This window comes from Herbiconiux moechotypicola, from assembly GCF_024979255.1.
Lineage (GTDB): Bacteria > Actinomycetota > Actinomycetes > Actinomycetales > Microbacteriaceae > Herbiconiux > Herbiconiux moechotypicola.
Genome location: NZ_JANLCN010000016.1, coordinates 63,159 through 86,906, shown reverse-complemented (window position 1 = coordinate 86,906; position 23,748 = coordinate 63,159). Strand labels below are relative to the sequence as shown.

Genomic DNA, 23,748 nt, shown 5'->3' with positions numbered 1-23,748 from the left:
CGCGCGTGCGGAAGGTCCTTCTCGGCGCGGGCGGCATCGTGCTGCTCGTCGTCGTCTGGGAGCTCTACAAGGCGCTCGGCCCGGCCACGGGTGTGATGATCGGCGACCTCACGGTGCTGCCGCGCACCACCGACCTGGCCATGCCGCACGTGTGGGACATGGTGGCGCGCCTGTTCGAAGAGGGCGGCACCGGCCGCAACCGGGCGCCGATCTGGCTGCTGGTGGGTCAGGCCGCCGTGTTCACCCTCGGGGTCGCGGCCGTCGGCTGGGTTGTCGGCGTCGTCGTCGGCCTGGCGCTCGCCGTGCTCATGCAGCGCTTCCGCACCGCGGAGTCCGCCGTGCTGCCGTGGATCATCCTCAGCCAGACCGTGCCCCTCATCGCCATCGCCCCGCTGGTGCGCCGCTGGGGCTCGCAGATCGAGCTCGGCGACTTCACCTGGGAGAACTGGATGTCGGTGGCGGTCATCGCCTCCTACCTCGCCTTCTTCCCGGTGTCGATCGGGGCGCTCCGCGGCCTCAACTCGCCCGACGCCATCCACGTGGAGCTCTTCCGCAGCTACGGGGTCGGCTGGTGGCGAACCCTGTTCACGCTGCGGTTCCCCGCCAGCGTGCCCTACCTGCTTCCCGCGCTCCGGCTGGCCGCCGCCAACGCGGTCATCGGCACGGTCGTCGCCGAGGTGTCGATCGGCCTGCGCGGCGGCATCGGCCGCATGATCATCGAGTTCGCCCAACAGGCCTCGGGCGACCCCGCCCGCACCTGGGCGCCGATCTTCGGCGCCATCGCCGTGGGCCTCGTGGCCGCCGGCTTCATCGCCCTTCTCGGAGTGCTGCTCCGTCGCTACCGCAGAGGAGAGGTGCCCGCATGAGCGACGCATCCGCCGCATCCGTCCCCGCCCCCCAGGTGCCCGCCGTCGAGGTGAAGGGCGTCGACAAGCTCTTCACGGCCAAGCGCAAGCCCACCGTCACGGCGCTCCAGGCCGTCGACCTCACGGTCGCGCCCGGCGAGTTCGTCTCGCTCATAGGCCCCTCGGGCTGCGGCAAGTCGACCCTGCTGCGGCTCATCGCCGACCTCGACACCCCCAGCACCGGCACGGTGAGCGTGTTCGGCAAGACCGCCAAGCAGGCGCGCATCGACCAGGAGTACGGCATCGCCTTCCAGCAGGCGGGCCTCCTGCCGTGGCGCACCGTCACGAAGAACATCGAGCTGCCGCTCGAGCTGCACGGGATGAGCGGGGCCGCCCGCAGCGCCCGCTCCGCCGAGCTGCTCACGCTGGTGGGGCTCTCCGACTTCGCCGAGAGCTACCCCGACCAGCTCTCCGGCGGCATGCAGCAGCGGGTGGCCATCGCCCGCGCGCTCGCCGAGAGCCCGCGGCTGCTGCTCATGGACGAGCCGTTCGGTGCCCTCGACGAGATGACGAGAGAACGGATGCAGACGGAACTCGTGCGCATCGCCGGCGAGACCGGCGCGGCCGTCGTGTTCGTCACCCACTCCATCCCTGAGGCCGTCTTCCTCTCGAACCGCGTCGTCGTCATGTCGCCGCGGCCCGGGCGCATCCGCGACATCCTCACGGTCTCGCTCGGCAGCAGCACCGAGCGCGGCGAGGCCCTGCGCGAGGACGAGTCGTTCTTCGAGAACGTGAGCAAGGTGCGCGAGCTGCTGCACGGCGAGGCGCCCGTGGGCATCAAGGGGGTCGAGAACCGATGAGGTCCACGCGCGCGAACCCCGTGCGCACCGTGCTAGCGCCGGTGCTGCTCGGCCTCGTGGTGCTCGCGCTGTGGCAGACGGCCGTGGTGGCCTTCGACATCAAGCCGTTCATCGTGCCCGGGCCCGTGGCCATCGGCGGCGAGTTCGGTGCGAACATCGCCACCGTCGTGCAGGGTGCCCTCGTCACCGGCGGCAATGCGCTCGTCGGCCTCGTGCTCGGGGGAGTCGCGGGAGTGCTGCTGGCCATCCTGGCCGCCCTGGTGCGGGTGATCGACGAGCTCAGTGCCGCGATCGTCGCCGCCATCGCGGTGGTGCCCATCGTCGCCCTCGCGCCGGTGCTCTACAACATGTTCGGGGCCGGAGCCGAGACCGCACGCCAGCTGGTGGCGGCGATCGCCGTGTTCATCCCGGTCTACATCAACACCCTCCGGGGCCTGCGGCAGGTGCGGCCGGTGCATCGCGACCTCATGCACGTGTACGCGGCGACGCCCTGGCAGCTCACGCGTACGGTCACCGTGCCCGGGGCGCTGCCCTTCATCTTCACGGGCCTCCGCATCGCCTCGAGCCTCGCCGTCATCTCCGCTCTCATCGCCGAGTACTTCGGCGGGCCCGTCGGCGGGCTGGGCAAGTCGATCACCTCGGCCGCCTCCAGCTCGAACTACAACCTCGCCTGGGCCTACGTGCTCGGCGCCATCATCGTCGGCCTCGTCTTCTACTGCGCGACCCTCGCGATCGAGACCGTCGCCACCCGGCACTACAAGCCGGCCACCTGACCCGCACCACCTTCCCCGTCCACGCACCACCTCATCGCACATTCAGGAGGAGCACACATGAAACACAGCACCAGGCTCATCACCGGCGTCGGGGCGCTCGCCGTCACGGCGCTCGCCCTCGCGGGCTGCTCGAGCGGAGGCTCGGGCGACACCACGTCGACCGACTCGGCCGACAGCGGAGAGCTCACCCCCGTTACCCTGCAGCTGCAGTGGTACGCCCAGGCGCAGTTCGCCGGCTACTACGCCGCGATCGACCAGGGCTTCTACGAAGACGAGGGACTCGACGTCACCATCCTCGAGGGCGCGGCCGACATCGTGCCGATCGACGTGCTCACCGGCGGCGACGCCGACTTCGCCATCTCGTGGGTGCCGAAGGTGCTCGGCTCGATCGAGCAGGGCGCGGCCGTCACCGACATCGCGCAGATCTTCGAGCGCTCCGGCACCACGCAGGTCTCGTTCAAGGACCAGAACATCACCACCGCGGCCGACCTGGCCGGCAAGACGGTGGGCAGCTGGGGCTACGGCAACGAGTGGGAACTCTTCGCCGGCATGAACAAGGCCGGGGTCACCCTCGACGACATCTCGCTCGTGCAGCAGGCCTTCGACATGACCGGCCTCCTCTCCGGCGACATCCAGGCCGCCCAGGCGATGACCTACAACGAGTACGCGCAGGTGCTCGAGACGGTCAACCCCGCCACCGGCGAGCTCTACACCGAAGACGAACTCAACGTCATCGACTGGAACGACGAGGGCACCGCCATGCTGCAGGATGCCATCTGGGCCGACAGCGACCGCCTCGCCGACGACGCCGACTACGCCGACACCGCGGTGAAGTTCATCAAGGCCTCCATCAAGGGCTGGGCCTACGCCCGCGACAACCCCGAAGAGGCGGCGACCATCGTCACCGACGCGGGATCGCAGCTCGGCGAGAGCCACCAGCTCTGGATGACCAACGAGGTCAACAAGCTCATCTGGCCCTCCACCTCCGGTGTGGGCACGATCAACCAGGACCAGTGGGACCAGACGGTGGAGATCGCGATGGACACGCCCAACGAGACGGGTGCGACGGTCATCACCGAGGAGCCGCCGGCGTCGGCGTTCACGAACGAGTACGTGGAGAAGGCGTTGGCTGAGCTCGAGGAAGAAGGGGTCGATGTGAAGGGGGCGGACTTCGCGCCGATCACGGTTGAGTTGAAGGAGGGCGGGGTCTAGGTCCTGTCCGGTGACTTCAGGGGGTTCTCGCCCCCAGCCTAAGGGTTGAGCGGAGCTCAAAGGCGGCTGGGGTCGAGAACCCCCTGAAGTCACCTCCGAGAGATACATGCGGTACTGAGAGAACGGCAAGAAGATGGCACTGGATGCTGCGGATCAGCAGTTGGCGTTGGAGCTCGATCGGGCTCATGTGTTTCATTCGTGGTCGGCGCAGGGGGCGTTGAAGCCGATGGTCATTGCGGGGGGCCTCGGGTCTACCGTGTGGGACTTCGAGGGGAATGAGTGGCTCGATTTCTCGTCGATGTTGGTGAATACGAATATCGGGCATCAGCATCCGGCGGTGGTGGCTGCGATCAAGGAGCAGGCGGAGGTGCTGACCACCGTGGCGCCTGCTCACGCCAATCTGACGCGGGGTAAGGCGGCTCAGCGCATCCTCGATCGGGCCGGCGGGTCGTTCAGCAAGGTGTTCTTCACCAATGGGGGTGCGGATGCGAACGAGAACGCGATCCGGATGGCGCGGTTGCACACGGGGCGGGACAAGGTGTTGTCGACATACCGGTCGTATCACGGCAACACGGGGGCTGCCGTGGTGGCGACGGGGGACTGGCGGCGGGTGCCGAATGAGTATGCGCGGGGGCATGCGCACTTCTTCGGGCCGTTCTCGTACCGGTCGGAGTTCTGGGCGGAGTCGCCGGAGCAGGAGTGCGAGCGGGCGCTGCACCACCTGGAGCGGGTGATTGTGTCGGAGGGGGCGGCGTCGATCGCGGCGATCCTCATCGAGACCGTGCCGGGCACGGCGGGTGTGCTGGTGCCGCCGCCCGGGTACCTGGCGGGGGTGCGGGCGCTGGCCGACAAGTACGGCATCGTGCTCATCTTCGACGAGGTGATGGCCGGGTTCGGTCGTACGGGTGGGTGGTTCGCGTTCCAGTCGCTGGCCGAGCAGGAGGGCGGGCTCGTGGAGCCCGATCTCATCACCTTCGCCAAGGGCGTCAACTCGGGCTACGTGCCTGCGGGTGGCGTGATCATCTCGCCGGCGATCGCCGAGGACTTCGACGACGCCGTGTTCCCCGGCGGGCTCACCTACTCGGGGCACCCGCTGGCGATGGCGGCGATCGTGGGCACGCTCGACGCGATGGCCTCGGAGGGCATCGTCGAGAACGCGGCTCACGTGGGTGCCGACCTGCTGGCGCCGGGGCTCGCGGAGCTCGCGGCGAAGCACCCGATCATCGGCGAGGTGCGAGGGCTCGGCGTGTTCTGGGCGCTCGACCTCGTGAGCGACCCGTCCACTCGGGAGCCGGTGGCTGCATCCGTCGTCGGTGCGCTGAAGTCGGCGCTGTTCTCACGGGGGCTGCTGCCGTTCGTGGCCGACAACCGCATTCACGTGGTGCCGCCGTGCGTCGTCACCGACGCCGAGGTCGAGAAGGCGCTGGCGATCTACGACGAGGCGTTCTCGTCGGTGGCGGTGGGCACGGGGCGGTAGCCGTCGCGGGCGATCTCGACGACGGTGGCGATGACTCCGGATGCGGCGAGTGCGCCGGCGATGACGAGTACGGTGATCATGTGCCCACCGTGGCAGCGCCGGTAGTGAAGATCAATCGCAGAGATCTGTGGTGTCGATGTAGTATTTCTTCATGGATGTGCGCAGGCTCGAGCTGCTCCGCGAACTCGCGGAGCGTGGCAGCATCACCGAGGTCGCCCGGGCCACCCATCGCACGCCCTCGGCCGTCTCGCAGCAGCTGAGGGTGCTCGAGCGGGAGGCCGGGCTCCCGCTCACCGAGAGGGCCGGGCGCGGCATCGTGCTCACCGATGCCGGCCGGGCGCTCGCCCGGAGCGCCACCGACGTGGCCGTGGCCATCGAGCACGCCACGGCCCTGTGGGACGAGTTCCGCAACGATCCGACCGGCGAGGTGTCGCTGGCCACCTTCCCGACCGGCGGGCAGATGCTGCTGCCCGGCGTCGTGAAGCGCCTCGACGCCGTCGGAGGACTGCTGCTGCACTGCTCCGACCGCGATCCCGAGAGCGACGACTTCCCCGACCTCACGGCCGACTACGACATCGTGCTCGCCCACACGCCCACGCCCGCCGCCACCAACTGGGGCGAGCGCGACGTGGTGATGGTGAAGCTCATGACCGAGCCGCTCGACATCGCCCTGCCGCCCGGACACCGGCTGGCCGGCAAAGACCTGCTCGACCCCGAAGACCTCGTGGGGGAGCGCTGGATCGGCGTGCCCTGGGGGTACCCGTTCGAGCGCACCATCCACGACATCTCGGCGGCGGCCGGCTCGCCGATGAACGTGGTGCAGCGGTTCGGCGACACGCGGGTCACCGAGGCGTTCGTCGCCGCCGGGCTCGGCATCGCCATCCTGCCCTGCTACACGGCCGGTGGCGCCTACCGCAGCGAGATCGTGCTGAAGAACCTGCGCGGTGTGGTGGCCGAGCGGCACATCTTCGCGCTCATGCGGCCCGACCGGGCCGAGCGGCTGGCGGTGCGCACGGTGATCGACGCGCTCCGTGCCGAAGCTGCGGCTGTGGTGGAGGCCAACGCGCACCGTAACCCGCCCGCATCCTGAGCATTCCGGGCCCCGCGCATCCTGACCCGCGCATCCTGACACCGGTGCGCCCGGGCGCGAGTACACTCTCGTGGTGAGCACATTCAAGAAGACCCCTTACACGGTCAACGTGCGCGACCTCATCCACAAGCCCGGTGAGATGCGGGAGCACTCGCTCGACATCCCGGTCACCGAGAAGCTGGGCGAGGGTCTCATCGCCGTCGAGAAGGGCGAAGAACTGCACGTCGAGCTGCGGCTCGAGTCGGTGCACGAGGGCGTTCTGGTGAGCGCCGAGGTCTCCAGCGAGGCCGTCGGAGAGTGCGGCCGGTGCCTCCGCGACATCCGCGAGCCTGTCGAAGTCGAATTCCAGGAGCTTTTCGCGTATTCTTCTGACGAAGCTTTCGATCATGAGGTTCACGACGACCATGTCGATCTCGAACCGCTGATCAGGGATGCGGTGGTGCTGTCACTGCCGTTCCAGCCGGTGTGCACGCCGGATTGCCCAGGCCTCGACCCGGTGACGGGGGAGCGTCTGGTCGATCGTCCGGTGGCCACCGTGGCCGAGCCGATCGACCCGCGATGGTCGGCGCTGGCAGGCCTGGCTGCCCCGGAGGGTTCGGGAGCTTCCGAAGACACGGACACGCAGGGCGACAACCCGGTGTCATGACCGCCGGTGCCGCGCGAGAGCGCGGCCCGACAGAGAAGAAGAGAGAGACACATGGCTGTTCCGAAGCGGAAGAAGTCTCGGTCGAACACCCACGCGCGCCGTTCGCAGTGGAAGGCCGAGGTCCCCACGCTCGTCAAGACCGTCGAGAACGGCAAGACCACCTACAGCCTCCCGCACCGCGCCAAGGTCGTGGAGGACTCCGCCGGCACCGCTCTGTTCCTGGAGTACAAGGGCCGTAAGGTCGCCGACGTCTGAAAAACGCCTGAAAGGTGCGACCGTGACCTCTGAATCCGGAGATGTGCGGTCGCACCTTTTGGCGACCCTGCAGATCGAGCTCGACGCCGATCTGCTCGACCTCGCGCTCACGCATCGCTCGTACTCCTACGAGCACGGCGGCGTGCCCACCAACGAGCGTCTCGAGTTCCTCGGCGACTCGGTGCTGGGGCAGGCCGTCACGGTGATGCTCTACCGCGACTTCCCCGACCTCGGGGAGGGTGAGCTCGCGAAGCGGCGGGCCTCCCTCGTGTCGACCGTCGCGCTCGCCGACATCGCGCGCGGCATTGGCCTCGGAGAGCACCTCAAGCTCGGCCGCGGCGAGGAGCGCACCGGAGGCCGTGACAAGGCCTCCATCCTCGCCGACACCATGGAGGCCGTCATCGGGGCGACGTACCTCGATCGGGGCCCCGAGATCGCGACCGCACTCGTGCTGCGCCTCGTCGCTCCGCTGCGCAACGACCCGCGCCGGTTCGGGGTCTCGATGGACCCGAAGACCTCCCTGCAGGAGCGCGCCGCACTGAGCGGCTATGCCGCGCCCGTCTACCTCATCGCCGAGAGCGGGCCCGATCACCGCAAATCGTTCTCGGCCACGGTCACCGTCACTCCGGCGCCCGGGGCGAAGAAGTCGCTGGTGGAGCTGTCGTCGAGCGGGGAGGGCTCGAGCAAGAAGCAGGCGGAATCCGTGGCCGCCGCGGAGCTGTTCGAGAAGCTCGCGCCGTTCGTGCCGTCGGCGCCGCTCGCGCCGTGAGCGCCCGTGCCTGAACTGCCCGAGGTCGAGGTGGTGCGCTCGGGACTCGACCCCGCCGTCACCGGTGCCGCCATCCACGGCGTGGAGGTGTTCGACCGCCGTTCCCTCAAACGGCACTCGCCCGTCGAGGGCGACTTCGAACGACTGCTGCAGGGCCGCACGGTGCTCGGAGCGGTGCGGCGCGGCAAGTTCCTGTGGTTTCCGCTCTCGGAGTCACCGCAGTCGGGCCCTCAGGCGCTGGTCGCCCACCTCGGGATGAGCGGCCAGGTGCTGCTGCGCACGCCCGGGTTCGAGGAGGCGGGGCTGTTGCGCATCCGGTTGCACATCGAGCACCCGCAGCACGGGGAGTTCTGGGTGAACTTCGTCGACCAGCGCATCTTCGGCTCGATGGCCGTCGACCGCCTGGTGCCGACCCTCGACGGAGCACCCGCCGGCTTCGCGGGAACGGCGCGCACCGCGGCCGCGCTGGTGCCGTCGCAGGTGGCGCACATCGCGCGTGATCCACTCGACCCGGCGTTCGACGAGCGCGCGTTCTTCGCGGCGCTCGCGCGCAAGCGCACCGGCATCAAGCGGGCCCTGCTCGATCAGACGCTGGTGTCGGGCATCGGCAACATCTACGCCGACGAGGCGCTCTGGGCGGCCCGGCTGCACTACGAGCATCCGGCCGACCGGCTCTCCAGGCCGCGCGCCCGCGGCCTGCTCGCCGAGGTGCGGCTCGTGCTCGAGAAGGCCCTGGCCGAGGGCGGCACCAGCTTCGATGCGCAGTACGTCAACGTCAACGGCGCCTCGGGCTACTTCTCCCACAGCCTCAACGCCTACGGGCAGCAGGGAAAGCCGTGCGCGCGCTGCGGCACCCCGCTCGTGCGCGAACAGTTCATGAACCGCGGCTCGCACCTCTGCCCCCACTGCCAGCGCCGTCCCCGCGCGCGCCCCGTCGCTCCCGTCGAGTAGTCGCGAATGGTCGGATTGCGGGCCTCGAGGCGGCAGTTTGCGCCTACTCGAGGCGCGCACTCCCGGTGCGAGCGCCCGGAGCGCCCTCCAGTCGTCTAGCTCGCGGCGGGGGTCTCCGCGGCTGTGGCGGGGGTCGCGTGCTTGACGTGGGCGGCGATGTGGCCGAGGAGGGCGGCCAGGAGTGTGATGATCGCGGCGGCGGCCACGCCCCATCCGATGTGCAGGAGCAGCAGCAGCGCGCCGACGGCCGCGCCCGCCGCGATGAGCACGATCGCGGCACCGCGGCGGAACCACGGCTGCCCCTTGCCGCCGGCGAGACGCGAGTCGGCGGCGAAGCCCGTGATGGTGGAGGTGACCACCACCGTCGTCACGTCTTTCACGGCGATGTGGCGCGCGGTGGCCGCCTGCAGGCCCATCGCGGCGGCGAGGAAGAACGTGACCACGAGCTCCCACGGCTGCGGCGGCCGCCCCGCCGTGACGAACAGGGTGACCGCCAGCGCCGCGAGCACGATCCCCACGACGAGGAAGAGCCAGGTGGTACGAGTGGTCCAGCCCGCCTTGACGGGGCGCAGCACCCGCCCGCCGATGACCGCGCCGAACATGAACGCGAACAGCGCCAGCAGCGGCCCGACCCAGGGCAGGTCGTCGGCGCCGGCGATGGCCATGCCGAGGATGACCACGTTGCCGGTCATGTTGCCGGCGAACACCTTGTCGAGCCCGAGATACCCCACCGCGTCGACGACGCCGGTGGAGAAGGTGAGGGCGAGCATGAGGGCCAGGTGGAGGTTCTCGCGATTCGCGCGGAGGTTGGTGAGCACGGGATCACGATACCCTCGCACCAGGGCGGTGCTCGCTCGCACCCGAGCGGCGCCCGCCACCTGACGACCTTCGAGATGGGACACGATGTCGATGCTGGCCGCTCTGCAGCCCGGCGCGGGGGAGATCCGCGCCACCGAGTACCTCGCCGCCACCCGGGACAACGTGCTCTGGGGCCGGCTGCCCTGCGCCACCGACCGGCCGGTGCTCGAGATCGACCCGGGCACCGAGGTCACCATCGACACCATCAGCCACGAGGGCGTGCTCGACGACCAAGGCCGCGACCCGATCGCGTTCTTCGCCGCCCACGGCGTCGACCGCGACTTCGTGCTCGACGACGCGGTCGCGCTCGCCGCCCACCACCCGCGCGCCGCCACCGACGGCCCCCACGTCATCACCGGCCCCATCGGGGTGCGCGGCGCGATGCCGGGCGACCTGCTCAAGATCACCGTGCTCGAGACCTCGCCGCGCGTGCCCTACGGCGTCATCTCCAACCGTCACGGCAAGGGCGCCCTGCCGGGCGAGCTGCCCGCGGTCGACGGCACGGTGAGCGTCTTCGCCGAGCTTCAGGATGCGCTCGACGGCACCCGGCACGGCACCCTCCCGCTCGTGCCGGGAGGTGAGCGCTCGGTGCGCTTCCCGCTCAACCCCTTCCTCGGCATCATGGGCGTCGCGGTGGCGGGCGATGAACGCCCGCACTCCGTGCCGCCCGGCGCCCACGGCGGCAACATCGACATCAACCTCCTCACCGTCGGGTCGTCGCTCTACCTCCCGGTACAGGTGCCCGGCGCGCTCGCCTACGTGGGCGACCCGCACTTCGCGCAGGGCGATGGCGAAGTGGCGCTCACCGCGATGGAGGCGTCGCTGCGCGTGACGCTCCGCTTCGAGCTGCTGTCGCAGGCGGATGCGCTGAACGAGTTCGGCTCCGTGGCAGGCCCTTTGGCCGAGACCAGCGAGTTCCTCGTGCCGACCGGGCTCGACGAAGACCTCGACGTGGCCGTGCAGAACTGCGTGCGCGCATCCCTCGCCCTCCTCGAGGCGCGCTACGGCATGGACCGTGCCATCGCCTACGCCTACCTCAGCGCCGCCACCGACTTCGACATCTCGCAGGTCGTCGACATCGTCAAGGGCGTGCACGCCCGCATCCGCGTCTCGGACTTCGCGGGGGTGCGCCGTGGGTAGGCACTCCGCACCGCTCGGCGTCACGAGCATCGACGGCGAGCTCGACGAGAACGTGCTGCTCGAACTGCTCGACGCCTTCCACGGCTACGAGGCCGCGCTCATGAGCAACGACCTCGAGGCCCTCGACCTCTACTTCGCGCCCGGGCCGTCGACGCTCCGCGGCGACCCGTCGGCGTTGCTCGTGGGTCACGACCGCATCAGCGCCTTCCGGGGTCTGCGCGGGGGCGTGCCGCCGCGCACGATCACCGAGGTGCACCTGCGGGTGGTGGCGGGGTCGTCGCCGCTCGCCGTGCTGGTGGTGTCGGTGAGCGTGCCCGCCAAGGGCGGCTCGGGCCTGCAGACGCAGCTCTGGACGAGAACGGCGGATGCGGAGGAGCGCGCCGCCGACACCGCCGGTGCGATCGCGGCGGGGCCGGCCTGGGTCATCTCCGCCGCCCACGTGCACGGGGCGACACCCGCCGTCGACGGGCGGGTGTGGCGGGTCGCGGGTGCTCCGCTCGTGCCGGCCGCCGCATCCGGACCCCTCGACGGAGCGACCGTGGCCGTGAAAGACCTGTTCGCCGTGGCCGGGTTCGCTATCGGCGGCGGCGTGCCGCAGTACCTCGCCGAGGCGCCGCTCGAGACGGTCGACGCCGACGCGGTCGCAGCCCTGCGGAGGGCGGGAGCCACTGTGGTGGGCATCGCGCAGACCGACGAGTTCGCCTACAGCATCGCGGGGCGCAACGTGCACTCGGGCACGACGCCCAACCCGGCCGTGCCCGGAGCCATCGGCGGCGGGTCGTCGAGCGGCCCCGCCTCGGCGGTGGCGCTCGGGCAGGCCACGATCGGACTGGGCACCGACACCGGGGGGTCGATCCGGGTGCCGGCGTCGTATCAGGGGCTGTGGGGCATCCGCACCACGCACGGTGCGGTGTCGGCCGAGGGTCTGCTGCCGCTCGCGCCCAGCTTCGACACGGTGGGGTGGCTGACGCGCACGCCTGAGATGTTGCGGGCGGCCGCGGCGGCCACGCTCCCGTCGGGCGCGGGGGCCGCGCTCGACGCCCGCTTCGTCGTGTCGCACGACCTGGTGGCCTCGTGCGCGCCCGAGGTGCAGGAGGCGTTCGACGAGCTGACCGACGAACTCGTGTTCGGGCTCGTCGAAGACGTCGACCTGGGTGACCTCGACGAGGTGTTCGCGGCGTTCCGCACGGTTCAGGGCGCCGAGGCGTGGCGGGTGCACGGCGAGTGGATCACGGCGCACCCGGGGGTGCTCGGGCCCGACATCGCGGAGCGCTTCGAGCTCGGCTCCCGCATCACCCCCGACGCCGAAGCCGCAGCGCGTCAGGTGCTGGCCGCGGCGCGTGACCGTTTCGACGAGGTGCTCGCCGGCCGCGTCCTGCTGCTGCCCTCGGCCTCGTCGGCCGCCCCGCAGCTCACGGCCTCGGCCGACGAGATCGCCACGGTGCGGGCGGCCACGCTCCGCATGACGTCGGTGGCCGGTGCCGGAGGCTTCCCCGCCGTCTCGGCGCCGCTCCTGCGGGTTCCCGCCCCCGGCGGCACGGCACCGGTGGGCCTCTGCCTCGTCGGCCCCCGGGGCTCCGACCTCGCCCTCATCGACCTCGCCACCACCGTCGCCGCCCAGATCACCGCCTGAGGCTGCCGCCCGCGCCGGTGCGCGGAGACCCGGTCTCCACGCACCGGTCGGCTCATGCGGCGGTGACGGTGAACGTCACGGTGACGACGTTCGACGCGGCTCCGGCAGGACCGCTCAGGCGGTAACGGAAGCTGTCCGTGCCGACGTACCCGGGGGCAGGGGTGTACGTGAACCGCCCTGTCTTCGTGTCGAGCGCCAGTGTTCCGTGCGCCGGCGGGGTGGTGCCCTGTTGGATCATCCATCCCTCGGTGGGTGGCACCGCGTCGTTGGCCAGGATGCTCGGCGCGGTCGTGAGGCTGGTGCCGGACACCACGGTGTACGCATCGTCGGAGGCCTGCGCCTGAGCGACGATGTTCACGGGAATGGTGGCCGGCGCGCTCGTCGCGCCTCCCGATCGCGCGTGAGACACGACCGAGACGGTGTCGGGCCCGATGTACCCGGCGGTCGGCGTGTAGGTGACCCATCCGTAGTCGTCGACCGTTGCCGTGCCATGCAGTGCAGTCGCCGACATGGGCAGCCCACCGGCGTTCTTGCACAAGCGGGTGAGCTTCGTCGCCGTGCCGGTGAGCACGTTCTGATCGGACTCCGTGCCCGGGAGAACGGTCGCACCCGGCGCGGTCTCCGTGACGCACACCGGAGTCGTCGGCGCCTCTTCGATCACGACCGGCGCCGGCCGCACGAGCGAGTAGAGGTTGGTGATGGGGCGAGCCAATCTCTGGGTGCGTACGAGACCTTCGGTGAACTCGATAGGTGTATCCGCCAAGCCGAGATTGGAGACCGTGACGGGGAGTTCTGCGTCGGCAGCCACACCGGGTTTCGCTCTGGCGGTGAACAGGAATGACCTCGTCGCACCTCCGTCGAGGGCGCCCACCGAGCACTTCTCGATCGCTCGAGCCGCGAGGTCGCACTCGGCATCTCCGGGAATCGAAGCGATCGATTCCAGGTCGAACGCGCCGCCGAACTCGGCGAGAACCTCGGCGGGTGTCGCAAGCGCGCCGGCAGGATTGGTGAGGTCGATGCGCACGAAGTATCGATCGCTCGATCCCGGGATCGGAGTGAGTGAGCCTCTGGTCTCCAGCCTTCCCAGCAGTGGTGTAGTGGGCGCGCCGGGCGCGGCGAGGTGCTCGCGCACGTCACCGGACCCTGACGGCGCCGTTGCCGGAGTCGGTTCGATGTAGGTGTATCCCGTTCCGCACGGCTGCGTGGACGAGTAGATCGCCTGGCTGACCTTGCCGCCCTCGTAAAGCGAATAGATCATCAAGAAGGAGATTCGACCGTCTTTGAACTGACGATAGAACTGGAGCGATCCGTGCAAGCGATTGTTGAGGTAGTTGCGAACCGTCGTCGTGCCGGCACCGGTTGCGTGATCGACCCAGTTCGAATAGCTGGTGCTGTCGCCCCGCGTAGCGTTCTCAAGGAAGAACGGGGGCAGCAGGTTCTGGTGAGGCTGACAGTTGGTCCCGTTCTTCGAACCTCCGCTTCCGCTTGAACCGGATGAGCCTGTCGAAGAACCGCTGCCGCCTGATCCTCCCGAGCCGATGCACTTCGTACCCGGGGCGCCGCCAGCGTCGATGAAGTCCTTCAAGCCCGGGCTGTAACTGCAGTCGATCTGGAGTGCTGAGGCAGGCCCTGCCGGCGCCGCGAGAGCAGGGAGGGCCGACAAGGAGAGTGCGGCCGCGGTGATCACGGCGAGCCTTCGCCAAGGGGAGGTGGTGCGGGATGGATTCATGGGTATGGTCCTTGGGTCACAGGGAAACCATGTGAGAATACGTCAGCTTGCCGCGGTTGTCGACTCGAAACACGGTTGAAACACGCGTTTCGTAGGGTGGGGGGAGAGAAACAGCGATTTCGAGGAGCCGTCATCAGCGCGCAGCCCATCAACCCGCCGCCCCGCCTGCTCATGGGCCCCGGTCCCATCAACGCCGACCCGCGTGTGCTGCGCGCGATGTCGGCGCAACTGGTCGGTCAGTACGACCCCGCGATGACGGCGTACATGAACGAGACCATGGAGCTCTACCGCACCGTCTTCCAGACCCGCAACGAGCAGACCCTCCTCATCGACGGCACGTCCCGCGCCGGCATCGAGGCGGCCATCGTGTCGCTCGTGGCCCCGGGTGACCGCGTGCTGGTGCCGATCTTCGGCCGGTTCGGGCACCTTCTGCGCGAGATCGCCGAGCGTGCAGGAGCCGAGGTGCACGTGATCGAGCGCGAGTGGGGCACCGTCTTCACCCTCGCCGAGATCGAGGCCGCCCTCGAGAGCGTGAAGCCGAAGCTGCTCGCCGTGGTGCACGGCGACACCTCCACCACCGTCGCGCAGCCGCTCGAGGGCCTCGGCGAGCTCTGCGAGAAACACGGCGTGCTCTTCTACACCGACGTCACCGCGAGCCTCGGCGGCAACGCCTTCGACACGGATGCGCTCGGCCTCGACGCGGTCACGGCCGGCCTGCAGAAGTGCCTGGGCGGGCCGTCGGGCTCCGCGCCCGCCACCTTCTCGGCGAAGGCGGTCGAGGTGATCGACAGCCGCAAGAGCATCGAGGCGGGCATCGCCGGTGACGCCTCCGAGATCCATGCCACGCGCATCCGGTCGAACTACTTCGACCTCGCCATGATCTTCGACTACTGGGGCGAGAAGCGCCTCAACCACCACACCGAGGCCACCTCGATGCTCTACGGCGCGCGCGAGTGCGCCCGCCTGCTCGTGGAAGAGGGCATGGGCGCCGCCGTCGAGCGGCACCGCCTGCACGGCGCGGCGATGCTCGCCGGGGTGCAGGGACTCGGGCTCGCCACCTTCGGCGACCTGGCGGTGAAGATGAACAACGTGGTCGCGGTCGTCATCCCCGACGGCGTGAACGGCGACGCCGTGCGCGGCGAGCTGCTGAATGATTTCGGTATCGAGATCGGCACGAGCTTCGGCCCGCTGCACGGGAAGGTGTGGCGAATCGGCACCATGGGCTACAACGCCCGCAAGGATGCGGTGCTGACGACGCTCGCGGCGCTGGAGCAGGTGCTGAGGCGGCAGGGCGCCGCGGTCACCGGTGGCGGGGGAGTGGGAGCGGCCTACGAGGTGTACGCCGACGAGTCGGCCGCATCCGAGCCCGCCGCATCCGTCGCTGCCGCATCCGTCACCGCCCGACCCGAGGGGAGCATCCGATGACCGTGCTCGAGACCACCAGCGCCCGCACCCTGCTCGACCGCTGCGACGAGCTCGCCACGCATTCCTCCATGCCTGACGGGCTCATCGAGCGCGTCTACCTCTCGAAGGAGCACGCCGAGGTCAACGCCATCGCGGCGGTCTGGATGGAAGCGGCCGGCATGACCACGTGGCAGGACGCCGCGGGCAACCAGTGTGGCCGCCTCGAAGGAGCCGTTCCCGGGCTGCCCGCGCTGCTGCTCGGCAGCCACCTCGACACCGTGCCGGCGGCGGGCCGCTACGACGGCATCCTCGGGGTGCTCAGCGCGATCGCGGTGGTGGAGCGCATCCACGCCTCGGGTCGCGCGCTGCCGTTCGCGCTCGAGGTGGTGGCGTTCGCCGACGAGGAGGGCACCCGCTTCGGCCGCGCCCTGCTCGGCAGCCGAGCGCTCGCGGGCACCTGGGATGACGCGTGGTGGCAGCTCGAGGGCGAGGACGGCGTGAACCTGCGCGATGCCTTCGTGGCCTGGGGGCTCGACCCCGAGCGCATCGGCGAGGCCGCGCGCAAGCCCGAGGAGCTGATCGGCTACCTCGAGGCCCACATCGAGCAGGGCCCCTACCTCGAAGACGAGAACAAGGCGCTCGGCATCGTCTCGTCGATCGCGGGGGCACGCCGCTTCATCATCACGGTCACGGGCCGTGCAGGGCACTCGGGCACCCCTTACGAACGGCGACGGGATGCGCTGGCCGGCGCCGCCGACGCCATCGTCGCCATCGAACGGCTCGCGCGCTCGGCCCAGCTGATCGCGACCGTCGGGCACCTGCAGGTGTTCCCGGACGCGGTCAACGTCATCCCGGGCAAGGTCGAGTTCAGTCTCGACCTGCGCGGCGAGTACGACTCGGAGCGCGACCGCATCTGGACGGTCATCCAGGGGCTGCTCACCGATATCTGCCGTCAGCGGCGGCTGCGCTGGGAGAGCGTGGAGACGCACAACGCCCCGGCGGCCGCGTGCTCGGCGAGGCTCCGCGGTGTGATCGCGGAGGGAATCCGCTCGACCGGCGACCGGCGGCCGATGTCGCTGTTCTCCAAAGCGGGGCACGACGCGATGGCGGTGGCCGAGATCTCCGAGATCGGGATGCTGTTCGTGCGCTGCGAGGGCGGGGTGAGCCACAACCCCGAGGAGCACGTGACGGAGGACGACGTGGCGGCCACGATCGACGCGTTCGAGCGGGCGGTGCTCGCCCTCGCCGACGCGCACGAGGCGGAGGCCGCGGCCGGGAGATGAGGACCACCGACGTCGCCGCACCTTCTGCACCCTCAGGTCGCTCCGCCCCGCTCAGCATCGGGCAGCGTATCGACCGCTCCTACGGCGAGCTGTCTCCGCAGGAGCAGCGGGCGGCCGACTTCATCCTCGACCACCTGAGCGACCTGGCGGTGTACTCCGGCACGGAGCTGGCCCAGCGCAGCGGGGTGTCGAAGGCGACGGTCTCGCGGTTGTTCCGGCGCCTCGGGTTCGAGAACGCGCAGGAGGTGCGGGAGCACGCCCGGTCGCTCCGGTCGTCGGGGGTGCCGGTGGGGGGAGGGCCCGCGGGGGCTTCTGCGGATCTCTCGGCGCACCTGGTGCGCGAGGTCGAGAACCTGCGGCGCTGCCTCGACGCGCTGACGCCCGAGCGGCTGGAGCAGGCGGTGAACCTGCTCGTGCGGGGGCGGACCGTGACGGTCGTCGGACTCCGCAACAGCTACTCGGTGGCCGTGCACCTGCGGGAGCAGCTCGCTCAGGGTCGCGACGGCGTGCTGCTCGCCCCGCAGCCGGGCCAAACGCTCGGCGAGGAGTTCGCGGGCCGGGATGCGCGCGACACGGCCGTGGTGTTCGGCTTCCGTCGCCGTCCGGCCGGGTTCGGGCGCCTCGTCGCCGGTATCGCCGCGCGCGGGGTGTCGGTGGTGCTCATCGGCGACCCGTCGGCGCGCCGCTACGCCGAGTTCGCGTCGGTGTGGCTGGAGTGCCCCATCGACAGCGTCTCGCCGCTCGACAGCTACGCGAGTGCGATGAGCCTCGCGAACGTGCTCGCCTCGGGGGCGCTCGCCGCCCGCCCCCGCGAGGCCCGCACGCGCATCGCCGCCATCAACACCCTCTACGACTCCCTCGGCGAACTCGAGCCTTCAACTCCCTAGCGTTCGCCCGCCGCCGCGAGCTTCGCCGGGATCTCGGCCGCGTTCATCCGAACCACGTAGGCGGGGCGGTCGCGCTCGAAGCGCCAGCTGTCGTCGAGCCCTCCCGCGTCCACCGCGTCGAAGCCGAACTCGTCGAGCAGGGTCGCCACGGTGGCCTTCGCCGCCGCGTCGTCGCCCGCGATGGGCAGCGCGCGCCGGTCGGCCGACCCGGCGGGCGACCCGGTGGTGGTGAGGTCGGCGGCCATGATGTTGTTGAACGCCTTCACGACCGAGGCTCCCGGGAGGTGTGCCTGCAGCAGCCCGGAGACGGTGGCCTCGCCGGCGTCGAGCACCGGGATGCGGCCGTCGCGCTCGAAGTAGTAGTTGTTCGTGTCGATCACGATCTTCCCTGCGAGTGGTGCGGCGGGAACGGCTTCGTAGGCCTTCAGCGGCACCGTCACCACGACGAGGTCACCGGCCGCGGCCGCCTCCTCGGGCGTGGCCGCGCGCGCCTGCGGCCCGAGTTCGGCCACGAGCGCCGCCAGCGTCTCAGGCCCGCGGGAGTTGCTCACCACCACGTCGTAGCCGTGCGCCACCGCCAGCCGCGCCAGCTGCCCGCCGATGTTGCCCGAGCCGATGAATCCGATCGTGGAAAGTCCTGTTGCAGTCATGTCCGATGCAACCGGCGGCACCCCTCAGCTGTTCCCGGATGCGGGGTGGAAGGTGTCGACGTCGTCTCCGCCGCCGAGGTCGGTGCAGTCGATCGCGAGGGCGGCGTGGGTGCGCAGGTAGGGGCGGGCGCCGCGGTCTCCGTGGAGGGTCGCCTTGAGCGCGCCGACATGGTCGGAGCCGATGAGTACTGGATGCCCGGGCCGGCCGTCGTAGGTGGCCTGGGCGAGGGCGGTGGCCGGGCGCTGGGCCGTCGCGAGCACGCGGGCGACCGATGCGGCGGTGAGCCCGGGCAGGTCGACCAGTGTGACGAGCGCTGCGGCGGCGCGCATCCGCTCCGCAGCGTCGAGACCCGTTCGCAGCGAGGCGGAGAGGCCGTCGGCCCAGTCGGCGGCAGTCACGGACGTCACCGGGGCCGGGCCGAGTTCGGCGAGGAGCGCGAGAGCCCGGTGGGCTTCGGCCCCGAGCACGACCACGACCTCGTCGCACCCACCGGAGAGGAGCGTGCGGACGCCCTGGTGAAGCCAGGGAACCCCGGACTCGGGGTCGCTCACGAGGGCTTTCGGCCGCCCCATCCGCCGCCCGGCTCCCGCGGCGAGCAGCATCCCCACGACCGGCCGCGCTGGGCGCTCGGCGCCGGATGCGGGCGCGGGATCGGGCATGCTCACATCGTAGACTGGGGATCATGAGCGAGAGCCCCGAGCCCGTCGACAGCCCGGAGTTCCGGGAGGCCCTGCGATCGTGTCTCGGGGTGGAGCGCTTCGTCGACGAGGTGGCCGCGGCGGCGCCGTTCGGCAGCCGCGCCGAGTTGCTCGAGACGGCCAGCCGGGTGGCTCGCACGCTCACTCCCGCCGAGGTCGACGCTGCGCTGGCCCACCACCCCCGCATCGGCGAGCGGGCCAGCGGCGAGGGTCGGGCCCAGCGTTTCAGCCGCTCCGAACAGTCGGCCGCCGACGCTTCAGACTCCGAGCTCGCCGCGGCGATCGCGGCCGGGAACGCCGCTTACGAGGAGCGGTTCGACCGGGTGTTCCTCATCCGGGCCGCCGGCCGGGGCCGGCCCGAGATCCTCGCGGAGCTCACCCGGCGCCTCGAGCTCGACGACGCGACCGAGGCCGCCACGGTCGCCTCCGAGCTGCACGACATCACCCTGCTGCGGCTGGGGTCGCTGTACCCCGACGGCGACGACACCGCCGAGTCGCCCGCATCTGACGCATCCGAAGGAGCCGCATGAACGCCCACTCCCGCAGCAAGGTCACCACCCACGTGCTCGACTCGAGCATCGGCCTCCCTGCCGCCGGCGTGCCCGTGCGGCTCGAGCACGACGAGCTCGGCAATTGGGTGATGATCGCCTCCGCCGAGACCGACGCCGACGGCCGCGCCTCGGCGCTGGGCCCGACGGAGCTGCCCGAGGGCCGCTACCGGCTCACCTTCGACACCGCGGTGTACTTCCACGAGCAGGAGATCCGCGCGTTCTACCCCGAGGTGCAGATCGTGTTCGAGCTCACCGACCCGGCCGCGCACTACCACGTGCCGCTGCTGCTCAGCCCCTTCGCCTACAGCACCTACCGCGGCAGCTGACGGAGCCGCCTGAGGGAGGCGCGCCCGCCGAGCGGCGCGTGCCGGCCGAGCGAGGTGCGCCGCCCGCGCGGCCTACGCGAAACCGCCCGCGATGTCCCACGCCGGGCCCGCGTCGGGGGCGTCCGACCGCAGTACCGAGGCCTGGATGAGGCCGTAGGGCCGGTCGTCGGCGTTGAAGACCTCGTTGTCGTTGGCGACTCCGAACGGCGACAGGTCGTAGAGGAAGTGGTGCTTGTTCGGCGCCGACAGCCGCACCTCGCCGATCGCGGGGAAGCGCTCGAGCACGGCCTTGCCCATCTCATAGAGCGTCTGCTGCAGGGCGAGCGAGTGCAGCGTGGCGAACACCTCGATCATGGTCTGCTTGATGCCCGCGTAGGTGCCCTCCCAGTCGAAGCCCTCCCACGCCGCGGCCCCGGTGGCCCCGCCCTCGGTGGGCGTGATGAAGCGCCACTTCGCCACCAGCGACGTCGCCATGATGCGGTCGCTCGTGGGCTGCAGCACGGTGTACTCGTCTTTCAGGAAGCCGTGGAACTCCGACCCGGTGGTCTTCAGGATGACGAGGTCTTTGAGACCGCCCACCACCCACGTCTTCTGCTCGTCGCCCTTGCCTTCGACCGTGATGGCGGCGGTGCGCACCTCCTGGCCCTTGCGCACGAACGCGAAGTCGTGCTCGGCGCCGTCGACCACGGCGCGCTCCCAGGCGTACTCCTCGATCTCGATGCGGGCGCCGCTCACGGGCTCCACGTCGTCGACGAAGTGAGTGCCGAGCTCGAGTCCGTACTTCTCGATCGAGGTGAGGCCCTTCTCCTTCGCGTAGGAGTAGGCGGTCTGCTTCTGCGTGTCGGTGGGGAGCACGGCACCCTGGTCGCCGACGAGGTGCGCGGGATCGAACGCGCCGCGCAGCGCCGTCGACACGTTCACGTCGTGGATCTCGTGCCGTGGCGAGTCGCGGTACACCCGCACGATGCGGTTCTCGGCTTTGCCGTACTGATGAGGTCCGAGCACGATCGACATGGTTTCCCTACTCACTGCGCGGGTCTGACTGGGGCGCGCGACACCAGTCTCCCGCCCCGCGCGGAGACGGGTGAACGGATGCGCGGGGCCGGCCCCGGAATTTACGATCTGTTTACGTGGCCGGTCACCCGGTGGAACGGCTCAGCAGCTTTCCGGCCGGCGCACCCGGCGCCACGCCGAGCTGGTGCACGACCGTGCCGCCGAGCCACGTGGTGTGCACCACGCCGTGCAGGGTGCTGCCGTCGTAGGCGCTCACCGGGTTCTTGTGCTCGAGTGCCCGGGCGTCGACCGCGAACGACTCCTCCGGCGCGAACGCCACGAGGTCGGCGTCGCCGCCCACCTCGATGGAGCCCTTCTGCCCCAGACCGACGAGTGCGGCGGTCGACGACGCCATCCAGCCCAGCACCCGCTCGAGCGGGATGCCCCGCTGCCGCGCGCCGCTCCAGACGGCGGGGAAGCTCAGCTGCAACCCCGAGATGCCGCCCCACGCCTCCTGGAAGTCGCCGTCGCCGGCGAACTTGAGTTCGGCGGTGGAGGGGGAGTGGTCGCTCGCGACCAGGTCGATCGTGCCGTCGAGCAGGGCCTCCCAGAGCAGTTCGCGGTTGGCCTCGTCGCGGATGGGCGGGCAGCACTTGTAGGCCGTGGCCCCGTCGGGGATGTGCTCGGCCGAGAAGCTGAGGTAGTGCGGGCAGGTCTCAGCCGTGATCGGCAGCCCTTCCGCCTTGGCGGCGCGGATGGCCTCGAGCGCCCGGCCGCTGGAGAGGTGCAGGATGTGAGCCCTGGCCCCGGTGGCGCGCACGCCTTCGATGACGTGACCGATCGCATCCTGCTCGGCCAGCTCGGGGCGCGACGCGACGAACGCGGCGTAGTCGGTGCCGCCCTGGTTGACGGAGGCCTCGAGCACGTCGGGGTCTTCGGCGTGCACGATGAGCAGGCCGCCGAAACCCGCGATCTCCTCGAGGGCCGCCCGCAGCTGCGCGGTCGACAGGTGCGGGAACTCGTCGACGCCCGAGGGGGAGAGGAACGCCTTGAACCCGAACACCCCCTCGTTCCACACGGGTTCGAGCGCGCCGAGACTCGCGGGGACGGCTCCGCCCCAGAACCCCACGTCGACGCTCGCCTGCGGCGAGGCGGCCTCGCGCTTGACCGCGAGCCCCTCCACGGTGGTGGTGGGCGGGATGCTGTTGAGCGGCATGTCGACGATGGTGGTGACGCCACCGGCGGCGGCAGCGCGGGTGCCGGTGCCGAAGCCCTCCCATTCGGTGCGCCCCGGTTCGTTCACGTGCACGTGCGTGTCGACGATGCCGGGGATGAGCACCTGACCCTCGGGCAGGGTGACCACCTCGTGGGCGGGCACCTCCTCGTCGTAGTCGGCGACGGCGGCGACGATCCCGTCGCGCACCGCCACGGTGGCCGGCCGCCATCCGCCGTCGACGAACACGGATCGGGCGCGCACGGCCAAGTCGTAGCTGGTCATGCGACCACCCTAGACGCCGCCGCCGACAGCGGTGCGCGCCTGAAACACCCCCGACACTCACCGTGGATAGCATGTGCGGATGAGCGTGACACTCGAGCGCCGCACCGCCTGCCCGAAGCACATGGAGTACGGCCCCTGCGGCGGGGTCGACTTCGACGGCAGCTGCGAGGTGGGCGACTTCCGCTGCGTCTTCCTCGACACGCCCACGGTACTCTGGCACGGAGTCGCACCTCCTGTGCGCGACGCCTCCACGGTCACGGGCGATTCCTCTGCCTCAGGGATCGAGGTGCACCACCTCGGCGATGCGCACGAGATCGCGGTCGCGCCGCAGCCCGGTGCCGCCCGCCTGCGTGAGCTCCTCGCCACGCGCCAGATCGTCATCGCCGACTTCCCCGGCCGGCCCCTCGACCGCGCCTCCCTCGCGGAGTGCGCCGACGCCCTGGCAGGCCGGGTCGACGCGACCCTCGCCGGCGACTCAGGCCGGAGCCGCGTGCAGTTCCCGCCGGCCTACCGCGCTCTGCTCATCCAGGAGCGCGGTCTCGCCGTCTGGACCGGCCTGAACTGCCGCGACCGCAACCGCGTGGCCCTCGAGGGCGAGCTCGCCGGGCTCGCCGACGTGGGCGTGGCCGGTGTGCACTGCGTGACGGGCGACCACACCGCCACGGGCAACCGGCCGGATGCGCTCCCGGTCTTCGACCTCGACAGCACCCAGGTCGCCGCTCTCGCCCGCCAGGCCGGCCACCTCGTGTCGGTGGGCGAGTCGCCCACCACCCCGCCCACCGACCGCCGGGCCGCCCGTCTGGCCGAGAAGGTGCGGGCCGGGGCCGACCTCTGCTTCGTCAACCACGCGGGCGGGGTCGAGCCGGTGCGGCGCTTCATCGCGGAATCGCACGATCTCGGGGTGGCGCCCGGCTTCATCGCGTGCGTACCGATGGTGGTCGACCACGGCAGTGCGGCCCTGCTGAAGTCGTTCACCACCCTCGTGCTGCCGGAGGGGTATCTCGACGGCATCCTCGCCTCGGCAGACCCGTTGCGCGCCGGCCTCGACGCGGCCACCCGGCTCTGCGAGCAGCTGCTCGAGCTCGAGGGCGTCGTGGGCGTCGACCTCTCGGGGGGTGCGAACCCGGGCGCCGAGGTCGCCTTCGCCGAGGCCATGGGCACGGTCGCCGAACGCCTCGCACTCCAGTCGTGACCGCCGACCCCGGCGGTCGCCCATCAG

25 protein-coding genes are annotated in these 23,748 nt (G+C 70.7%); 18 read left to right on the top strand and 7 right to left on the bottom strand.

The features are described from left to right. The first annotated feature begins 5 nt into the window (after positions 1 to 5). The 5 genes from N1031_RS19475 (at position 6) to N1031_RS19455 (ending at position 5,167) form a co-directional block, all read left to right on the top strand. Positions 6 to 866 carry an ABC transporter permease gene (locus N1031_RS19475; RefSeq protein WP_259481597.1) on the top strand — a complete coding sequence of 287 codons (861 nt, stop codon included), beginning with the start codon at positions 6 to 8 and terminating at the stop codon, positions 864 to 866. Then, entirely contained in the window at positions 863 to 1,705 is an 843-nt protein-coding gene (locus tag N1031_RS19470; RefSeq protein WP_259481596.1) for an ABC transporter ATP-binding protein, read from the top strand. Before N1031_RS19475 ends, N1031_RS19470 begins: the two co-directional genes overlap by 4 nt. Beyond that, a complete protein-coding gene (locus N1031_RS19465; RefSeq protein ID WP_259481595.1) occupies positions 1,702 to 2,478 on the top strand; it encodes an ABC transporter permease in 777 nt (258 codons plus the stop codon). The genes N1031_RS19470 and N1031_RS19465 overlap by 4 nt, the downstream gene beginning before the upstream one ends. A gap of 57 nt (positions 2,479 to 2,535) precedes the next feature. Continuing rightward, on the top strand, positions 2,536 to 3,690 hold the full coding sequence (locus tag N1031_RS19460) for an ABC transporter substrate-binding protein (RefSeq protein ID WP_259481594.1): 1,155 nt from the start codon (positions 2,536 to 2,538) through the stop codon (positions 3,688 to 3,690). A gap of 133 nt (positions 3,691 to 3,823) precedes the next feature. After that, positions 3,824 to 5,167 (top strand): aspartate aminotransferase family protein, encoded by a 1,344-nt coding sequence (locus N1031_RS19455; RefSeq protein ID WP_259481593.1) that lies wholly within the window; start codon positions 3,824 to 3,826, stop codon positions 5,165 to 5,167. Here the strand turns inward: N1031_RS19455 and N1031_RS19450 are convergent. After that, the gene (locus N1031_RS19450) at positions 5,122 to 5,247 is read right to left on the bottom strand and encodes a hypothetical protein (protein ID WP_259481592.1); all 126 of its coding nucleotides are present in this window, start codon (positions 5,245 to 5,247) and stop codon (positions 5,122 to 5,124) included. The genes N1031_RS19455 and N1031_RS19450 overlap by 46 nt on opposite strands. A gap of 71 nt (positions 5,248 to 5,318) precedes the next feature. Between N1031_RS19450 and N1031_RS19445 the strand changes: the two genes are divergently transcribed. The 5 genes from N1031_RS19445 (at position 5,319) to mutM (ending at position 8,878) form a co-directional block, all read left to right on the top strand. After that, a complete protein-coding gene (locus tag N1031_RS19445) occupies positions 5,319 to 6,257 on the top strand; it encodes a LysR family transcriptional regulator (RefSeq protein ID WP_259481591.1) in 939 nt (312 codons plus the stop codon). 139 nt (positions 6,258 to 6,396) lie between these two features. Next, positions 6,397 to 6,903 carry a YceD family protein gene (locus N1031_RS19440; RefSeq protein ID WP_259481616.1) on the top strand — a complete coding sequence of 169 codons (507 nt, stop codon included), beginning with the start codon at positions 6,397 to 6,399 and terminating at the stop codon, positions 6,901 to 6,903. A gap of 51 nt (positions 6,904 to 6,954) precedes the next feature. After that, positions 6,955 to 7,158: a 50S ribosomal protein L32 gene (rpmF, locus tag N1031_RS19435; RefSeq protein ID WP_259481590.1), complete on the top strand. Its 204-nt coding sequence runs from the start codon at positions 6,955 to 6,957 to the stop codon at positions 7,156 to 7,158. Between the two features lie 22 nt (positions 7,159 to 7,180). Continuing rightward, entirely contained in the window at positions 7,181 to 7,927 is a 747-nt protein-coding gene (rnc, locus tag N1031_RS19430) for a ribonuclease III (RefSeq protein WP_259481589.1), read from the top strand. A gap of 6 nt (positions 7,928 to 7,933) precedes the next feature. Then, on the top strand, positions 7,934 to 8,878 hold the full coding sequence (mutM, locus tag N1031_RS19425; protein ID WP_259481588.1) for a bifunctional DNA-formamidopyrimidine glycosylase/DNA-(apurinic or apyrimidinic site) lyase: 945 nt from the start codon (positions 7,934 to 7,936) through the stop codon (positions 8,876 to 8,878). A 95-nt stretch (positions 8,879 to 8,973) separates the two neighbouring features. On the opposite strand, the gene N1031_RS19420 is transcribed toward mutM, so the two are convergent. Then, positions 8,974 to 9,780, bottom strand: a complete 807-nt coding sequence (locus N1031_RS19420; RefSeq protein ID WP_310795723.1) for a YoaK family protein — start codon at positions 9,778 to 9,780, stop codon at positions 8,974 to 8,976. A 1-nt stretch (position 9,781) separates the two neighbouring features. Here N1031_RS19420 and N1031_RS19415 point away from each other — a divergent pair, with 1 nt between their 5' ends. Both N1031_RS19415 and N1031_RS19410 read left to right on the top strand, forming a co-directional pair. Next, the gene (locus N1031_RS19415) at positions 9,782 to 10,876 is read left to right on the top strand and encodes an acetamidase/formamidase family protein (protein WP_259481587.1); all 1,095 of its coding nucleotides are present in this window, start codon (positions 9,782 to 9,784) and stop codon (positions 10,874 to 10,876) included. Next, positions 10,869 to 12,509, top strand: coding sequence for an AtzH-like domain-containing protein (locus N1031_RS19410; protein WP_259481586.1), 1,641 nt, complete (start codon positions 10,869 to 10,871; stop codon positions 12,507 to 12,509). The genes N1031_RS19415 and N1031_RS19410 overlap by 8 nt, the downstream gene beginning before the upstream one ends. A 52-nt stretch (positions 12,510 to 12,561) precedes the next feature. Here N1031_RS19410 and N1031_RS19405 read toward each other — a convergent pair whose 3' ends face one another. Then, positions 12,562 to 14,094 carry an Ig-like domain-containing protein gene (locus N1031_RS19405; protein WP_259481585.1) on the bottom strand — a complete coding sequence of 511 codons (1,533 nt, stop codon included), beginning with the start codon at positions 14,092 to 14,094 and terminating at the stop codon, positions 12,562 to 12,564. Positions 14,095 to 14,334: 240 nt separating this feature from the next. Between N1031_RS19405 and pucG the strand changes: the two genes are divergently transcribed. From pucG to N1031_RS19390, 3 genes are read left to right on the top strand one after another with little or no spacing between them, the layout of a single operon-like run. Then, entirely contained in the window at positions 14,335 to 15,663 is a 1,329-nt protein-coding gene (gene pucG, locus N1031_RS19400) for a pyridoxal-phosphate-dependent aminotransferase family protein (protein ID WP_510729642.1), read from the top strand. Then, positions 15,660 to 16,925 carry an allantoate amidohydrolase gene (locus N1031_RS19395; RefSeq protein WP_259481584.1) on the top strand — a complete coding sequence of 422 codons (1,266 nt, stop codon included), beginning with the start codon at positions 15,660 to 15,662 and terminating at the stop codon, positions 16,923 to 16,925. The genes pucG and N1031_RS19395 overlap by 4 nt, the downstream gene beginning before the upstream one ends. After that, positions 16,922 to 17,812, top strand: a complete 891-nt coding sequence (locus tag N1031_RS19390) for a MurR/RpiR family transcriptional regulator (RefSeq protein WP_259481583.1) — start codon at positions 16,922 to 16,924, stop codon at positions 17,810 to 17,812. Before N1031_RS19395 ends, N1031_RS19390 begins: the two co-directional genes overlap by 4 nt. Here N1031_RS19390 and N1031_RS19385 read toward each other — a convergent pair. Both N1031_RS19385 and N1031_RS19380 read right to left on the bottom strand, forming a co-directional pair. Next, positions 17,809 to 18,462 (bottom strand): NADPH-dependent F420 reductase, encoded by a 654-nt coding sequence (locus tag N1031_RS19385; RefSeq protein ID WP_259481582.1) that lies wholly within the window; start codon positions 18,460 to 18,462, stop codon positions 17,809 to 17,811. The genes N1031_RS19390 and N1031_RS19385 overlap by 4 nt on opposite strands. 24 nt (positions 18,463 to 18,486) lie before the next feature. Then, positions 18,487 to 19,122, bottom strand: coding sequence for a nucleotidyltransferase family protein (locus tag N1031_RS19380; protein WP_259481581.1), 636 nt, complete (start codon positions 19,120 to 19,122; stop codon positions 18,487 to 18,489). A gap of 23 nt (positions 19,123 to 19,145) precedes the next feature. Here N1031_RS19380 and uraD point away from each other — a divergent pair, with 23 nt between their 5' ends. Both uraD and uraH read left to right on the top strand, forming a co-directional pair. Continuing rightward, positions 19,146 to 19,691, top strand: a complete 546-nt coding sequence (gene uraD / locus N1031_RS19375) for a 2-oxo-4-hydroxy-4-carboxy-5-ureidoimidazoline decarboxylase (RefSeq protein ID WP_259481580.1) — start codon at positions 19,146 to 19,148, stop codon at positions 19,689 to 19,691. Then, positions 19,688 to 20,038: a hydroxyisourate hydrolase gene (uraH, locus tag N1031_RS19370; RefSeq protein ID WP_259481579.1), complete on the top strand. Its 351-nt coding sequence runs from the start codon at positions 19,688 to 19,690 to the stop codon at positions 20,036 to 20,038. Before uraD ends, uraH begins: the two co-directional genes overlap by 4 nt. Before the next feature lie 72 nt (positions 20,039 to 20,110). Here the strand turns inward: uraH and pucL are convergent, their stop codons facing one another. Beyond that, complete coding sequence (gene pucL, locus N1031_RS19365) at positions 20,111 to 21,052, bottom strand: factor-independent urate hydroxylase (protein WP_259481578.1); 942 nt, start codon at positions 21,050 to 21,052, stop codon at positions 20,111 to 20,113. Between the two features lie 124 nt (positions 21,053 to 21,176). Further along, a complete protein-coding gene (allB, locus tag N1031_RS19360; protein WP_259481577.1) occupies positions 21,177 to 22,529 on the bottom strand; it encodes an allantoinase AllB in 1,353 nt (450 codons plus the stop codon). Positions 22,530 to 22,608: 79 nt separating this feature from the next. Here allB and N1031_RS19355 point away from each other — a divergent pair, with 79 nt between their 5' ends. Continuing rightward, positions 22,609 to 23,721 (top strand): methylenetetrahydrofolate reductase C-terminal domain-containing protein, encoded by a 1,113-nt coding sequence (locus N1031_RS19355; RefSeq protein WP_259481576.1) that lies wholly within the window; start codon positions 22,609 to 22,611, stop codon positions 23,719 to 23,721. The last annotated feature ends 27 nt before the right edge of the window (positions 23,722 to 23,748 follow it).